This window comes from Kineococcus sp. TRM81007, assembly GCF_022669155.1.
In the GTDB taxonomy this organism is placed as follows: Bacteria; Actinomycetota; Actinomycetes; order Actinomycetales; family Kineococcaceae; genus Kineococcus.
On record NZ_JALBVB010000056.1, the window covers coordinates 200942 to 215614 of the forward strand.

General features: G+C 75.7%; 15 protein-coding genes. 6 read left to right on the forward strand and 9 right to left on the reverse strand.

Features of this window, described 5'->3' with window-relative positions; genetic code table 11:
- The first annotated feature begins 73 nt into the window (after window positions 1-73).
- Together MN205_RS15145 and MN205_RS15150 are read left to right on the forward strand one after the other, a co-directional pair.
- Window positions 74-367, forward strand: coding sequence for a co-chaperone GroES (locus MN205_RS15145; protein WP_255820226.1), 294 nt, complete (start codon window positions 74-76; stop codon window positions 365-367).
- Between the two features lie 98 nt (window positions 368-465).
- Window positions 466-1767, forward strand: a complete 1302-nt coding sequence (locus tag MN205_RS15150; protein WP_255820227.1) for a cytochrome P450 — start codon at window positions 466-468, stop codon at window positions 1765-1767.
- Here MN205_RS15150 and MN205_RS15155 read toward each other — a convergent pair.
- From MN205_RS15155 to MN205_RS15185, 7 genes are all read right to left on the reverse strand, one after another.
- Window positions 1761-3392 (reverse strand): FAD-dependent oxidoreductase, encoded by a 1632-nt coding sequence (locus MN205_RS15155; RefSeq protein ID WP_242128736.1) that lies wholly within the window; start codon window positions 3390-3392, stop codon window positions 1761-1763. The two genes, MN205_RS15150 and MN205_RS15155, sit on opposite strands and share 7 nt — an antisense overlap.
- A gap of 9 nt (window positions 3393-3401) precedes the next feature.
- Window positions 3402-5039 (reverse strand): FAD-dependent oxidoreductase, encoded by a 1638-nt coding sequence (locus MN205_RS15160; RefSeq protein WP_242128738.1) that lies wholly within the window; start codon window positions 5037-5039, stop codon window positions 3402-3404.
- The gene (locus MN205_RS15165) at window positions 5036-5953 is read right to left on the reverse strand and encodes a carbohydrate ABC transporter permease (protein ID WP_242128740.1); all 918 of its coding nucleotides are present in this window, start codon (window positions 5951-5953) and stop codon (window positions 5036-5038) included. The genes MN205_RS15160 and MN205_RS15165 overlap by 4 nt, the downstream gene beginning before the upstream one ends.
- Entirely contained in the window at window positions 5950-6789 is an 840-nt protein-coding gene (locus MN205_RS15170; protein WP_242128742.1) for a carbohydrate ABC transporter permease, read from the reverse strand. The genes MN205_RS15165 and MN205_RS15170 overlap by 4 nt, the downstream gene beginning before the upstream one ends.
- 98 nt (window positions 6790-6887) lie before the next feature.
- Entirely contained in the window at window positions 6888-8255 is a 1368-nt protein-coding gene (locus tag MN205_RS15175; RefSeq protein WP_242128744.1) for an ABC transporter substrate-binding protein, read from the reverse strand.
- 84 nt (window positions 8256-8339) lie between these two features.
- Complete coding sequence (locus MN205_RS15180) at window positions 8340-9377, reverse strand: LacI family DNA-binding transcriptional regulator (protein ID WP_242128746.1); 1038 nt, start codon at window positions 9375-9377, stop codon at window positions 8340-8342.
- 143 nt (window positions 9378-9520) lie between these two features.
- Window positions 9521-10000, reverse strand: coding sequence for a hypothetical protein (locus MN205_RS15185; RefSeq protein WP_242128748.1), 480 nt, complete (start codon window positions 9998-10000; stop codon window positions 9521-9523).
- Between the two features lie 170 nt (window positions 10001-10170).
- Between MN205_RS15185 and MN205_RS15190 the strand changes: the two genes are divergently transcribed.
- The gene (locus tag MN205_RS15190) at window positions 10171-10644 is read left to right on the forward strand and encodes a DUF4383 domain-containing protein (protein ID WP_242128750.1); all 474 of its coding nucleotides are present in this window, start codon (window positions 10171-10173) and stop codon (window positions 10642-10644) included.
- A gap of 60 nt (window positions 10645-10704) precedes the next feature.
- Window positions 10705-11043 (forward strand): hypothetical protein, encoded by a 339-nt coding sequence (locus MN205_RS15195; protein WP_242128752.1) that lies wholly within the window; start codon window positions 10705-10707, stop codon window positions 11041-11043.
- On the opposite strand, the gene MN205_RS15200 is transcribed toward MN205_RS15195, so the two are convergent.
- The gene (locus MN205_RS15200; protein WP_242128754.1) at window positions 10991-12058 is read right to left on the reverse strand and encodes a glycosyltransferase family 2 protein; all 1068 of its coding nucleotides are present in this window, start codon (window positions 12056-12058) and stop codon (window positions 10991-10993) included. The genes MN205_RS15195 and MN205_RS15200 overlap by 53 nt on opposite strands.
- Entirely contained in the window at window positions 12055-13167 is a 1113-nt protein-coding gene (locus MN205_RS15205) for an iron-containing redox enzyme family protein (protein ID WP_242128756.1), read from the reverse strand. Before MN205_RS15205 ends, MN205_RS15200 begins: the two co-directional genes overlap by 4 nt.
- A 119-nt stretch (window positions 13168-13286) precedes the next feature.
- Here MN205_RS15205 and MN205_RS15210 point away from each other — a divergent pair, with 119 nt between their 5' ends.
- The gene (locus MN205_RS15210; RefSeq protein ID WP_242128758.1) at window positions 13287-13547 is read left to right on the forward strand and encodes a CDGSH iron-sulfur domain-containing protein; all 261 of its coding nucleotides are present in this window, start codon (window positions 13287-13289) and stop codon (window positions 13545-13547) included.
- Window positions 13548-13786: 239 nt separating this feature from the next.
- On the forward strand, window positions 13787-14635 hold the full coding sequence (locus MN205_RS15215; RefSeq protein WP_242128760.1) for an NAD(P)-dependent oxidoreductase: 849 nt from the start codon (window positions 13787-13789) through the stop codon (window positions 14633-14635).
- The last annotated feature ends 38 nt before the right edge of the window (window positions 14636-14673 follow it).

The window sequence follows — 14673 nt, forward strand, 5'->3', positions numbered from 1 at the left end:
CCGACCCGGCTGCGGGGGCGCTACCGTTCGGCCCGTGAGCACGCCCGCCGACGCCTCCCGACTGCCCGTCCGCATGCTGCACGACCGCGTGCTGGTGGCCGCCGACGACAGCGGCGAGCGGAAGTCCTCGGCGGGCATCGTCATCCCCGCCACCGCCGCCGTGGGGCGCCGCCTGGCGTGGGCGTCGGTGATGGCGGTGGGCCCGCACGTGCGGCAGGTGCAGACCGGCGACCGCGTCCTGTTCGACCCGGAGGACAAGGCCGAGGTGGAGCTGACCGGCAAGGGGTACGTCCTGCTGCGCGAGCGCGACCTGCACGCCGTCGCCGCCCCCCGCGTGGAGGACGGCCAGACCGGGCTGTACCTCTGAACCCCGAGCCCCCGGGCGCAGCCACCGCCGGACCGCCGGAGCGACCCGCGCCGCCGCGCCGCAACGCCCGGTACACGCCGCTGGCCACCGGCGGGCCGCTGCCGTGGGACATGGTGCGCGCCGTGCCCGGCATCATGCGCGCCCCGCACGAGTTCCTCGCCGGCGTGGTGCGCCGCCACGGCGACACCGCGGCGATCCCGCTGCCGCGCACGCCCGTGCTGGTCCTCAACGACCCGGCGGGCGTGCGCCGCGTGCTCGTCGACAACGCCCGCGGCTACGGCAAGGCGACCGTGCAGTACACCGCCCTGGCCTCGGTGACCGGTCCCGGGCTGCTCGCCGGGGACGGGCCGACGTGGCGGCGGCACCGGCGCACGGTGCAGCCGGCGTTCCACCACGGCTCCCTGGACTCCGTGGCCGGCCACGCCGTCGCCGCCGCCCGGTCGCTGCGCGCCGAGGTGGACGCGCTGGCGCCCGGCCGGCCGCTGGACGTCGTCGGCGCCGTCTCACGCGCCTCCCTGGAGGTCGTGGGCCGCACCCTGGCCGACGCGGACCTCTCCGGCGTCGCCCCGCGCCTGGTGGACGCGGTGGGGGAGGCGCTGGAGCTGGTGGTGGCGCGCGCCGCCTCCCCGGTGCCGTCGAGCTGGCCCACGCGCTCGCGGCGGGCGCTGGCCGCGCGGGTGGCCGAGATCGACGAGGTGTGCGGGCGGGTCCTCACCGAGCGGCGGGAGCGGGGCGTCGCGCCGGACGCCGCGGACGTCGTCGGCCTCATGCTCAACGCCGGGATGGACGCGCAGGAGGTGCGCGACGAGCTGGTCACGTTCGTCGTCGCCGGCCACGAGACGGTGGCGTCCTCCCTGACGTGGACGCTGGACCTGCTGGCGCGCGAGCCGTCCGTGCAGCGCCGCCTGCAGGCGGAGCTGGCGGCCGTGCTGGGCTCGCCCGGGGCGGCCCGCGAACCGGGCTGGGACGACCTGCCCCGGTTGCGGTACGCGCGCGCCGTGGTCGACGAGGCGCTGCGGCTGTACCCGCCGGCGTGGGTGATCACCCGGCGGGCGCTGGCCGACGACGTGCTCGCCGGGGTGCCCGTGCCCGCCGGCACGCTCGTCGTCGTCAGCACCTGGGCGCTGCACCGGCACCCGCAGGTGTGGCCGAGCCCGGAGCAGTTCCGCCCCGAGCGGTTCCTCGACGCCCCGCGCCGGGACGCCTACGTGCCCTTCGGGGCGGGGCCGCGCCAGTGCATCGGCCGCGACCTGGCACTCGTGGAGGAGGTGCTCGTGCTGGCGGCTCTGCTGCGCGACCGCGCGGTGCGTCCGGTGCCCGGCCGGCGCGCGCAGGTCGAGGCGCTGGTCTCCCTGCGCCCGCGCGGCGGGCTGGAGCTGTTCGTCGAGCCCCGTCAGTAGCCGCTCAGGTCGGGCCAGCGCCGTTCGACGCCGGCCCGGTCCAGGACGGCCGCGAACTCCTCGAACGCCTCCGAGGACGCCTGCACCTGCCGCGGCGTGCGGCCGGTGCGCACGGCGAACGCCGCGAGGTGCCCGGCGACCTCCCCGACGTTCCACTCCACCGGGTGCAGCCGGAAGCACCCGTTGGTCACGTGCGTGGTCCCCAGGTCCTTCGCCGCGGGCAGCAGGTTCTCCACCCGGACCGGCAGGAGCGCGCCGAGCGGGATCTCGAACGGCACGCTGGCGACGTCGACGTAGCCGCGCCCGCCGGTGGAGGGGTGCAGGTCGATGCGGTAGCTGCCCACCCCCACCGGCTGCTCGTGGCGGGTGCCGCCGCCGGGTCCGACGACGTCCAGGGCGACGTCGTTCTCGGTGACGGTGCGCACCGCCCGGATCCGGCGCGACTCGCGCACGTAGGGCGCCATCGCCAGGCCGTCGGGGGTCCCCGTCACGTCGGGGCGGATCCGCAGGCCCGGCAGCCCCGTGGACCCGTCGGGGTTGGGCAGCTCCGTCTGCAGCCAGTGCAGCAGCGACAGCGACAGCTGGCGGGCGCCGTCCTCGGCCGCCGCGCGCGCCGCCGGGTCGTCGACGGCCCACGGCAGCTCCCAGTAGTCGTTCATCGGCCAGTTGACGAGCACCACGTCGGAGTCGAAGGCGCCGGGCTCGTGCATGCCGCGGGCGAGCAGCCGCCGGAAGCGCCACAGGTCCTTGTCGCCGGGGTCCTTGGACTGGTCCGCCCGCTCGGTCAGCGGGTCCCCGTCGGGGTTGGGCGCGAAGGTGCGCTGCACCCGCTCCAGGGTCCGCGGGTCCGGTGCGGTCATCGACAGCAGCGGCCCGCCCCAGTGCGCGGGGGCGTAGCTGCGCCAGGTCCCGTAGTCGCGCGGGCGTTCGACGGTGTGGTCCTCCCCGGCGTGGTGGGAGACCGCGAACGTCACCGTGATGCCCTGCTGGTCCGCCGGGTCGGCGACGTCCGGGGCGTGCGGCTCGCCGTGCTCGGAGCGCGCCTCGGCACCGCTGACGTGCTCGACACCGCCCAGGGCCAGCAGGTCGCCGCCCTCGGTGGCGTCCAGGACGTAGGCGGCCTCGACGGTGCGCTCGGCGCCGGTGTCGAGGTCGGTGAGCGTGACGGCGGTGACGCGGTCGCCGTCGACGTGCACCGCGCGGGCCCGGGTGCGGTGGGCGACCTCCAGGCGCCCCGCGGCCACGAGCGGGCCCAGCATCGCGTGCAGGACGGCGAGCGCGACCCTCGGCTCGTGGCACAGCTTGCTGACGCGCCCGGCACCCGGGTTGAGGTCGGGACGGCGGGCGGCGTCGGCCCGCAGCGGGTACCAGGTGCGGTAGTGCTGCCGGATCCCCTCGCGCAGCCGCCGGTAGCTGCGGGTGCAGCCGAACTGCTCGATCCACGGGTGCTCGTCGGGCGGGACGGCCTGGCTGGTGAACTGCCCGCCGACCCAGGTGGTCTCCTCGGTGAGCAGGACGCGGGCGCCGGCGCCGGCGGCGGCCAGGGCGGCGGCGACGCCCCCGGTCCCACCGCCGACGACGAGGACGTCCGGCTGGCGGACCTGTCGATCGGTGCTGCGGTGCACTGGCTCTCCTCAGGAGGGGACGGTGACGTGGGCGACGTCGTGGGTGGCGGAGAACCGGCGGATCTCCTCGGGCCAGGCGAGCGGGACGCCGAGCGTGCCGGACAACAACCCCTGGTACCGCTCCAGGTGGGCGGGGTCGGCACGCACCTGCGACGGTGCTGCACCGTGCTCCGCGCAGTAGGCGGCGAGCGCCCCGACGGCCTCGCCGATCGTGAACTCCACGGGGTGCAGGCGGTAGGCGCCGTTGGTGACGTGCGTGGTTCCGATGTTCTTGGCCGCCGCCAGCAGGTTGACCACGTCGCGCGGCAGCAGGGCCCCCAGGGGCACCTGGAAGGGGAAGCAGTCGATGTCCACGTAGGTGCGCCCGGACGTCGACGGGTGCAGGTCGATGCGGTAGTAGCCGATGCCCACGGAGTCGGTGAACTCCGCGGACCCGGCGCCGTCGCCGCGCGCCAGGCGGCCGACGTCCAGCTCGGTGACGGTCCGTTCCGCGAGGACGCGCCGGGACTCGCGGACGTACACCTCCTGGGCCAGACCGTCCGCGGTGCCGGTGACGTCCCCGCGCAGCCGCAGCTCGGGGTAACCGGTGCCGCCGTCGTGGCGCGGCGCCTCCGTCTGCAGCCAGTGCACGAAGCTCAGGGTGAGCTCGCGCGCGCCGGCCAGGGCGCGTTCGCGCGTTGCCGCGTCCACGCCCAGCAGGGGCAGTTCCCAGTAGTCGGTCTGCGGCCAGTTCACGCACGTCACCTCGCCACCGGCGAAGGAGGGGTCGAGGTGGGTCCTGGCGAGCAGGCGACGGTACTGCCACAGGTCGCGCTGCGGGCGCTGCTCGCCCAGGATCGGGTCAGCGGCGAACAACGGCCTGGTGCGGCGGGCGAGGGTCTCCGGGACCACGTCGTCGAAGGACAGCTGCGGTCCCGGCCAGCGCGGGTCGTGCGCGGTGCGCCAGTGCTCGTACCCGGCCGGGCGCTCCACGGTGTGGTCCTCGCCGGCGCGGAACTCCAGCGCGCAGCACCAGGTGACCGCCTGCTGGTCCATCGGGTCGGCGACCTCGGGCGCGTGCGGCTCGCCGGTCCGCGAGCGCGCCTCGGCCCCGACGACGTGCTCGACCCCGGCCAGCTCCAGCACGTCGCCGAGCTCGGTCGCGTCGGCGACGAGGGGGGCGAGCAGGCGGGTCGGCCGGCCGTCGGCGAGGTCGTGCACGAGCACCTCGCCGATGCGCTCCCCGTCGCGCTGCACGGCGGTGAGGGCGGTGCGTCGCAGCACCGTGAGCAGCCCCGCGCCCTGCGCCGGAGACAGCAGCTCCTCCACGGCCAGCGCCGCGACGCGCGGTTCGCAGCACAGCCGGGAGACGTACCCCAGGCCGGGGTTGAGCGTCGGGTCGGCCGCGGCCCGGGGCAGCAGCGGGTAGGTGCGCCGGTAGTGCTCGCGCACGAGCTCGCGGAGCCGGCGGTAGGCGGGGGAGGAGTGCTCACCCTCGATCCACTGGTGCTCGTCCGGCGGCACGGCCTGGGTGGTCAGCTGGCCCCCCAGCCAGCCCGAGCGCTCGACGAGGACGACGCGGTGCCCGAGCCGGGCGGCGGTCAGCGCGGCGGCGACGCCGCCCAGGCCGCCGCCGAGGACGAGGAGGTCGGCTTCGAGCGTCCTCACCCCTTCACGCTCCCGTCGGTCAGGCCGGAGACGAACGCCCGCTGGTTGAAGAGGAACACCGCGAGCACCGGCAGGGTGATGAGCACGGCCCCGGCCATCAGCGGGCCGTACTGCACGTTGCCGCTCGTCAGGAAGCGTGCGAGAGCGAGCTGGACGGTCTGCGTCTCGGCGGAGCTGGTAACGACCAGCGGCCACAGGAAGTCGTCCCACACCCCGGTGAAGGCGAAGATCGAGACGACGGCCAGCAGCGGTTTCGCCAGCGGCAGGTAGATGCGGGTGAAGATGCGCACCTCGCCGGCCCCGTCGATGCGGGCGGCCTCGGCGAGGTCGGAGTTCGCCGCGGAGAAGTACTGCCGCGCCAGGAAGATGTTCATCGGTCCGATGACGTACGGCAGGACCACGCCGCCGAGGGAGTCCAGCAGGCCGCTGCCGCCGTGGCCGAGCAGGTCGTTGCCACCGGCGAGGGGGAACTGCTTGGCCATGAGGAAGAGCGGGATGAGCGTCACCGACACCGGGATCGCGGCGGTCGAGACGAGGCCGTAGAACAGCGCGGTGCTGCCCCGGAACGGGAGCATCGCGAACGCGTACCCGGCGGCCGTGGCGAACACGACGTTCGTCAGCACGGCGACGACCGTGACCACGGAGGTGTTCCACAGAGCCTGCCCGAGGTTCGCGTCCCACGCGGTGCCGAAGTTGCCCAGCGTGGGGTCCTCGGGGATCAGCTGCGGGGCGCCGAAGGCGTCCTCGGTGGGTGTGAACGCGAGGCTGACCACCCACAGGAAGGGGATCAGGACGAGGACGGTGGCCGTCGCCAGCAGGACGACGTTCGTCACCCCCGCACCGCGCCTGCCCGGCCCTCGGCCGGCGGCCGCTGCGCGGGGGGCGGTGCGGGCCGGTGTGCTCGTGGTGCTCACGACTTCCTCCCGGAGATGCCCCTGACGGCCAGTCCCGAGAAGGAGACGATGAGGGCGAACAGGACGAACGCCATGGCGGAGGCCGACCCGAAGCTGTTGTACTGGAACGCCTCGGTGTAGATGAGGTAGTTGACCGTCGTGGTGGAGCCGAGCGGGCCGCCCTGGGTGAGGACGTAGATCTCGGCGAACCCCTGAGCCAGGTAGACGATGTCCATCGCCACCACGTAGGTCAGCATCGGGCGCAGGCCCGGGAGCGTCACGTAGCGGAACCTGTTCCACGCGCCGGCGCCGTCCATCGACGCCGCCTCGTACAGCTCCCGCGGGATTCCCTGCAGGCCCGCCAGCAGCAGGACCATGTTGCTCCCCAGCGCCTTCCACACGCGCATCGCGGACGCGGCCGCCAGGGCGCTGTCCTCCTGCAGCAGCCAGCGCTGCTCCGGCAGCCCGAGCCCGGTGAGCCACTCGTTGAACAGCCCGTCGGGGCTGTACATCCACAGCCAGACCATGCTGACGACGGTCAGGGAGACGATGTGCGGCACGTACAGCGCCGAGCGGAAGGCACCGACGCCCCGGAACGGGCGGTTGGCCAGCAGTGCCAGGCCGAGCGCGATCGCCACGGTGAGCGGCAGCACCATCAGCACGTACCGCCCGGTCACGAGCAGCGCCTGCCCGAACTCGGGGTCGTCCAGCAGCGCGGCGTAGTTCGCCAGCCCGACCGGCCGCGGTGCCCCGCGGCTGAGCGGGGAGTACTCGGTGAGGCTCAGCGCCACCCCGTACAGCACCGGCACCAGTTGGAAGACGAGCAGGTACAGGGCGGCCGGTGCGACGAACGCCACGCCGATCCACCGGGTCCGGTTCCGCCGGCTCCTCCGGTCGCGCCGCCCCTCCGCGGCGGCGGACGCCGTCCCCGCGGCGGGGGCGGTGACGGCCGCCATCAGGCGCCACCGGCCCGGGCGGCCTTGGCCAGGACCTCGTCGACGGCCGGGGCGGCCTGCGCGAGCGCCTCCTCGGGGGTGAGCCGCTCGTTGAGCGCCTGCTCGAGGAAGCCCGAGAGGGTGTCGCGCGCCTGCACCCACCCGGGGACGTTGGGGTTGGGCACCCAGGCGTCCGCCGCCTGGACGAACGCCGTCATGACGGGCGATCCCTGCACGTACGGGTCGTCGACGGAGGACGCGCGCACGGGGATGGCGCCGATGCCCCGGGTGTACTCGCCGGAGACCTCCGGCTGCAGCAGGTGGCTGATGAACTCCCAGGCGAGCTCCTTGGCCGCGGAGTCCTTGTTGATCATCAGGCCCGGGCCGGCGCCGCCGAGCACACCGGGTTCACCGCCGCTGAACGCCAGCGGCTGCATCACGCGCAGGTCCAGCTCCGGGTGCGCGTCGTGCATGGACTGCGCCCTGACCGCGGTGCTCATCGTCATGGAGGCCCGGCCCGTGACCAGGGGCTGCTGCTCCGGGGGGAGGTCGGAGTAGTTCTGGCCCAGGTCGGCCGCCACGGCGGGGTCCCCGGCGAAGAGCGTCACGAGGTAGTCCAGCGCGGTGGCGCCGGCCGGTGAGTCGAAGGCGGCCGTGGCGGGCGAGGTGCCGTCCACCTGGCGGCCCCCGGCGGAGGCGAGCAGCGCGGCGAAGGACTGCTGCCGGCCGATGGCGTCGCTCATGAGCAGCAGCCCGCTGCGCGTGATCGTGCCCGCGCCGTCCCGCACCGTCAGCCGCCGCGCCACCTCCAGCAGGTCCTCCCAGGTCCGCGGCGGGTCGTCCGGGTCCAGGCCGGCCTCCCGGAAGTCGCCCGCGCGGTAGGCGATGAGGCTGCCCTGGATGGACAGGGGGACGAGGTACTGGGTGCCGTCGACGCGCCCGCCGGGCAGCGCCGCGTCCATGTCCTCCAGGTCGGCGGGCTCCAGCAGCTCCAGGTAGGGGCCCAGGTCCTCCAGGCGGTCGTTGACGGCGAAGTCCGCCACGGCGGCCGGGCCGTGCCCGAAGACGTCCGGTGCGGTGCCGGCGGCGAACGCCGCGTTGAGCTTGGTGGACATGTCACCCCAGTCGAGGTAGGTGACGTCGACGGTGGCGCCGGTGCGCTCCTCGAACGCGGGCACGATCTCGCCGGTGACCAGGTCGATCTCGGTCTGGTTCGTCCCGGGGAACCACACGACGAGGTGGTCGGCCGGGCCCGAGGGCCCTGCGCCGCCCGACGCGGCCGAGCCGTCGCCGGTGAAGGCGCAGGCGGACAGGCCGGTGAGCGCGCCGCCGAGCGCGCCGCCGAGGACGGCCCGGCGGCCGGGGGTGTGGCGGTGGTTGGTGGTCATGGTTCCTCCTGATTCGTATGAGGCTTGCGTCGTCGCGAGCGGAGGACGGGAGGGGGAGGGACGGTGCTCGGCCGGGGGGCGTGGTCAGCGACCGGGCGGGGCGCCGATGCTGCTGCCGCGCAGGGGCAGGCACGGCACGACGTCGACGTGGGTGGGCGGCACGTCGCCCTCGAGCAGGCCCAGCAGCACCCGCACGGCGCGCGCACCCATGGCGCGCCGGGCCACGGCCACGTGGCTCCAGCCCAGCGCCGCCGAACCGGGGGCCGGCACGTCCAGGCAGGCCACCGAGACGTCCGCCGGCACGCGCAGGCCCCGGGCGCTCAGGAGGTCGGCCAGCTCGCCGGCGTGCTCGGGCGTCTCCACGACGAACGCCGTGGTCCCGAGCGCGAGCTGCTGGTCCACCCACTCGCCCGTGACGGTTCCCGCCTCGACGAGGTGGGGGGTGGAGGAGGCCAGCGCGGCGCCCGGCACGAGGGCGAGGAAGGCGCGCAGGCGCTCCTCCTGCGGCCTGCGGCGCGCCGCCATGCCGAGGTAGGCGGTGCGCCGGTGCCCGGCCGCGGCCAGGGCGCGCAGGACCTCCGCGACGGCGGCGGTGTAGTCCGCCGCCACGTACGGCACGGGCGTGACGGCACCCGCGCGGTTGCCGATCAGGACGAAGGGGAACCCCTCCAGCGCCAGGCGCTCCATCTCGTCCTCGTTGCGCTCACGGCCCAGCACGACGGCGCCGTCGGTCAGGCGCAGGCGGTTCGAGCCCCTGCCGTAGACGCTGCGGGTGCCGTCGGGCAGTTGCGTCGAGGCGAAGAGCACGAGGTCCTGGCCCTGCGCGACGGCCTGCTCCTCGATGCCGACGAGGAACTCGTGGTAGTAGTCGTCGGCCGCGACGGGGAAGACGCTCTCGAAGGTGTGCACCCCGATGAGCCCGTTGCGCCCGCCGCGCAGGGAGCGGGCCGCGGCGTTGGGCACGTAGCCCAGCGAGGCCATCGCCGCGCGGATCTTCTCCTGGGTGGCCGGGGCGATGCCCTTCTCGCCGGCCTTGCCGTTGAGGACGAGGGAGACCGCGGCCTGGGAGACCTGTGCCACGCGGGCGATGTCCCGCTGGCTGGGCCGGGTGCTGCTGGGCAAGGGTCCTCCACGTCGTCGTGGCCTCATACGTACTAGTAGTACGTATGAGAGAAGTGCACCACCACCGGGGGGGCCGCGTCAACGCCCCTCGCGCCGCGACGTGGTCCCCCCTCCGCCCGGGTGCGCCCGCGCGAGGCGCCGCCTCAGGGCATCTCCACGGTCTCCGCGCGGCGCACCTCCGCCAGCGCCGCCTCCACGTGGCGCGACAGCGGCCGGCGGGTGGCGGCCACGAGGTCGGCCACGAGCAGCAGCGCGTGCCGCAGCACCGCCTCGTGCGGCGCCCGGGGCGTCTCCGCGACCTCCGGGTGCTCACCGAGCGCCCCGGTCAGCGCCAGCACCAGCAGGTGCGGGTCCAGACCGGTGAACCAGGCCGGGGCCGAGCGCGCGCAGCGCTCCACCACCGCGCGCAGGTCGTCCGCGTCCAGGCCGTCCGGGTGCAGCTCCTCCAGCGCCCCCCGCAGCAGCCACCCCAGCACCGTGCGGGCCGCCTCGGCGTCGAAGGCCGCCAGCGCGGCACCCGCGTCCTCGAAGGCCCCGCCGTCGTCGGCGGCGAGCGCCCGCACGGCGCTCGTCAGGGTGCGCGTCAGGACGGCGGGGTCGGTGGTCCGGGAGGAGCTGCTCACGCCCCCACCCTCCCAGCACCCTGCGACACCGCCCCGTCGCTGCCGTGACCCGACTGTGATCCCGCCCGAGTTGCCGCCGGTGCACGGCTGCCTACCGTGGAGAGGGAGGTCCAGAACGCGCCTCGTACGCCCCGCGGAAGCGCGGGGCCCGCGAACCGGAGGAGCTCGACATGGCTACGAGAACCAAGAACAGCGTGGACGCCAACCGCACCACGCGCCGATCCCCGGTGCAGACCGGTGCGCTCGTCGTCGGAGCGGTGTTCGTCCTCGTCGGGATCATGGGGTTCATCCCCGGGATCACGACGAACTACGACCAGCTCGAGTGGGCCGGCCCCGACTCCGAGGCCATGCTGCTGGGCATCTTCATGGTCTCGATCCTGCACAACCTGCTGCACCTCGGGCTCGGCGTCGTCGGGCTCATCGCGGCCAAGGCGGCCGGCGCCGCGCGCAGCTACCTCATCGCCGGCGGCCTCGTGTACGCCGTGCTGTGGATCTACGGCCTCGTCGTCGCCGAGGAGAGCCAGGCCAACTTCGTGCCGCTGAACGACGCCGACGACTGGCTGCACCTGGTCCTCGCCGTGGGGATGATCCTGCTCGGCCTGATCCTGCCGCGCCGCGTGGAACTGCCCGCCTCGGAGCGCTGACCGGCGACCGCGGCCGCAACCCCGGGGCACCGCTCCCGGGAACTCGACGAAGGGAACACCGTGAGCACCGACGAGCGTGCGACGCTGCCCGTGCCGGACTACGACCACCTGCCGCTGGCGACCCTCACCGACCGCATCCGCTCCTTGGACGCGGCCGCCCTGGGCGACCTCATCGTCTACGAGGAGGCCCACGGGGCGCGGGAACCGGTGCTGACGGTCCTGCGGGCCCGGGCGGACCAGCTCGCGGCCGGCGCCGAGCCGTCCGGCGGGAACCCCGCCGGTACCCAGCCCGAGCACGCCCCCGCACCGCAGGGGCCGTCGCTGGGCGGCACCGACGCCCCGCCGATCAACCCGCCGTCGCAGGGCGTGCCGACGAACCCGGCGCAGCCGCGCCGCTGACGCGGCCCACCCCCGCCGGCACGGCCGGCTTCGCGGCGTGCGGTACCCGGCCCCCGGCGTACCGCACGCCGCCGCGCGCCCGGGCCCCGATGGCCGCCCAGACGCACACCGCGCGCTCGGCCGCCCACAGCGGCGCCCACAGCGCCGCGGTGGGCGGGTAGTGCGCCCGCCCGCCGTGCCGGCGCCGCCCCACCTCCGCCACCGCCACCGCGGTCAGAGCACCCAGGCCCACGGCCGCCCGTCCCCGCCCGCGCACCGCGGCCAGCGCCAGCAGCGGCAGCCAGGACGCCTCCACCGCCAGCCGCCACGGCTGGGCGAAGTCGTCGTACGCCTGCCGGACCCGCTGCCCGGCGAAGTGCCGAGCCGTCGGGGGCAGCCTGCGCACGTACACGCCCGACGCCGCGACGACGCGGCCCCCGGCCGCCTCCACGGTGCGCAGCATCTGCAGGTTCTCGAAGAGCACGTCCCCGTCGTAACCGCCCATCGCCTCGAAGGTGCTGCGGCGCACCGCGATCGTGCCCGGGTAGTCCGCGCCGAACGCACGGTTCACCAGGGAGCGGGCGGTGTCCCAGCGCGCGTGCCAGGGTGCGGGGGAGAACACGTTCTGGGGGCGCACGGCGTCCGCGGCGGCCAGCGCGCCCAGCACCGCGCGCAGCTCCGCCGGCCCGTAGCGCACGTCGTCGTCGGCCACGACGACGAGCTCGTGGCGCGACGCGAGGACCCCGGTGACGACCCCGGCGACCTTGCCGTTGCGGCCCGGCCACGGCTGCGGACGCACGTGCCGGGCGCCGGTGCCCCGCCATGCGCGCGCGTGGCGGGCGAAGTCCTCCTCGCCGGAACCGTCGACGACCGTGACGTCGAGCAGACGGGTCAGGGAACGCAGGTACGAGCCCATCTCCGCCACCTCGCCGTCCGGGCGCCCGTCCCAGCGCAGCGGCACCACGTACTCGGCGCCGTGCTCGGCGGTGTGCCGGGTTCCCGCGGGGGCGATCGCGGGACCCCGGGGCGCGCTCACGCCCACGGCACCAGCAGCGAGGTCCGCCCCCGCTCCCAGGAGGCCAGCTGCTGCTCGCCGGCCAGCGCGTCCAGCGCCAGGCACGCCGCCGCGCCGAACAGCACGTCGGCCGCGAGCTCCGGTTCGCGCCGGGCCAGCGCCCCGGCCAGGTCCCGGCCGGCGATCTGCTCGTGGACGGCGTCGGCCTGCACGTGCTCGTCGAAGAACCAGGTGGCGTCGGCGTCGAAACCCAGCCGGCGCAGCCCGTTGCCGTAGGCCTTGTTCGGCAGCGACGACGTCATCTCGAACACCGCCAGGTGCCCGACGATCGCCCCGCGCAGGCGGCGGTGCAGCCCGAACAGGGACATCGCGTTCGTGCCCACCAGGGTGGTGGCGGGCACCGACGGCAGGTAGCGGCCGTAGGCGTCGTCCAGCCCGGCGGCGCGCATCGTGCGGGCGAACAGCGCCGAGTGCATCCGCTCCGGGCGGCCGCCGCCGTACTCGTCGGCCTGCACCTCCACCAGCGCCGCCTTCGGCCCGCCCGCCAGCCGCGGCACGGCCCACGTGTGCGGGTCGGCCTCCTTCAAGTGGTAGATCGAGCGGTGCACGAGGAACTCGCGCACCTGCTCCAGGGTGGCGTGCCGCTGCAGGAACGCGCTGACGCCCGGGCCGTCGTCGGCCGCCGCCATCGCGAACAGCGTCTCGGCGACGTCCTCCACCGGGACCTCCGGCACCTCGACGAGGGCGCGCACCGCCGCCTCGAACGGGCCCTCCAGCACCTCGCGCACGCCGAGCAGACCCAGGTCCCACTCCAGGGCGTCGTCGACGCCCTCCAGGCCGCGGTAGTGCAGCTCGTACATCAGGAACAGCGCCAGCTGCGCGTCCTCGTCGCGCAGGACGTCCCCGCCGGCCGCGCGGGCGGCCAGGTCGCGCAGGTCCGCCGCGGTGGGGGCGGCGGGCTCGGCGCGCAGGTGGCGCAGCAGCGCCGCGCTGAGCTCACCGCGCGCGGGCGGAAGCGGCAGGCGGCCGGGGGCGCCGGAGGGGTCCACCGCGGACCGAGCCGCGGGGGTGCCGGTGGGGGTTCCGGTGGTGGTCACGGCCAGGCCGTCGGTGGGGGTGGTCGCGGTCATCGGGGCGTCCTGTCCTCGTCTCGGGGGGTGCGGGTGCGCGGAGGGCCCCAGGCGCCTGCCGCGGGGGCGGCGCCGGCGCGCACGTGCGCCGGGCCGTGCCGATGGGTAGGAAGGCCGGTGTGGAACCCCAGAGCGCTCCCGCCGCCGCACCCGCCGCCGGCCGGGCCGACGACGTCACGGTCACCGTCTGCCCCGGTGGGCCGCTGCTGCTGCGCGGGCCGGTGACGCTGCTGGACGGCGACGGCTCCCCGCTGGAGCCGGGCCGGAAGACGGTGGCGCTGTGCCGCTGCGGTCGCAGCGCCGAAGCGCCGTTCTGCGACGGCTCGCACAAGCGGCGCACCCGCCGCCCGCCCGTGGACGGCGCTGCCGGCCACGGCTGAGGGAGCCGCACCCACCGGCGCCGCGGGGCACGTCCTCGGTCCCGTCATCCGTCCCTCCGGTCGGCGGCGTGGACCGCGCGGGCGGGCCCGGTCTCGACCCCTCGCGCACGCTAGGTGGGGCCCCCGCGCCCCGCAACCGGGCGTCCCGGGGCGGGGCGGTGGCCGCCGCTAGGCTGCCGGGCAACCGTTTCCCCGCCGAGGAGGTCGTCGATGCCCACCCCGCCGCCGGAGGGTCCCGCGTGAGCGCCGCCCCGCAGCACGTCCTGGTCACCGGAGCCGCCGGCACCGTGGGCACCCTCGTGGCCCCCCGGCTCGCCGCCCCGGGCCGCGTCCTCACCCTGACCGACCTGCACGTGCCCGACCCGCCGCCCGCAGCCCCCGCCGGTGCGGGTGAGGTGCGGTGGGCGACGCTGTCGGTCACCGACCCGGACGCGCTCGAAGCCGCCTTGGAGGGCGTGGACGCCGTCGTCCACCTCGGCGGCATCAGCCGCGAGGCGCCGTGGCAGGAGGTGCTGTCGGTCAACGTCGACGGCACCCGCAACCTCCTCGAGGCCGCCGTGCGCCGCGGCGTGCGCCGCGTCGTCCTCGCCTCCAGCAACCACGCCGTCGGGTACCGCAGCCGCGACGAGGCGGTGGACGGGTACCTGCCCGCCGACGCGCCGGTGCGCCCCGACAGCTACTACGGCTGGAGCAAGGCGGCGATCGAGGCGCTGGGGCGGCTCTACAGCGACCACCACGGGTTGCAGGTGTGCGCGCTGCGCATCGGCAGCTGCTTCCCCGACCCGGGCCGCCTCGGAGTGCGGGGGCTGTCGACGTGGCTGTCGCCCGACGACTGCGTCCGGCTGCTGGAGGCCTCCGTCACCGACACCACCGCCGGGTACACCGTCGTGTGGGGCGTCTCCCGCAACACCCGCGGCTGGTTCAGCCTCGCCGAGGGCGAGGCGATCGGCTACCACCCGCGGGACGACTCCGAGGAGCACGCCGGGCTCGTGCTGACGGCGGGCGAGGAGCCCGACGTGCGCTCGACGGACCTGTTCCACGTGGGTGGCGCGTCGTTCCTGGACAACGCCCTGGGGCGGCGCAACTGACCCCCCGCCCGCCGGGACCACGCCCCGACGCGGCGGGT

Bases quoted from the DNA above. Each gene is read 5' to 3' on its own strand.
- MN205_RS15145 (WP_255820226.1), top strand. From the start codon at position 74: ATGCTGCACGACCGCGTGCTGGTGGCCGCCGACGACAGCGGCGAGCGG.
- MN205_RS15175 (WP_242128744.1), bottom strand. From the start codon at position 8,255: ATGACCACCAACCACCGCCACACCCCCGGCCGCCGGGCCGTCCTCGGC.
- MN205_RS15190 (WP_242128750.1), top strand. From the start codon at position 10,171: ATGGCTACGAGAACCAAGAACAGCGTGGACGCCAACCGCACCACGCGC.
- MN205_RS15205 (WP_242128756.1), bottom strand. From the start codon at position 13,167: ATGACCGCGACCACCCCCACCGACGGCCTGGCCGTGACCACCACCGGA.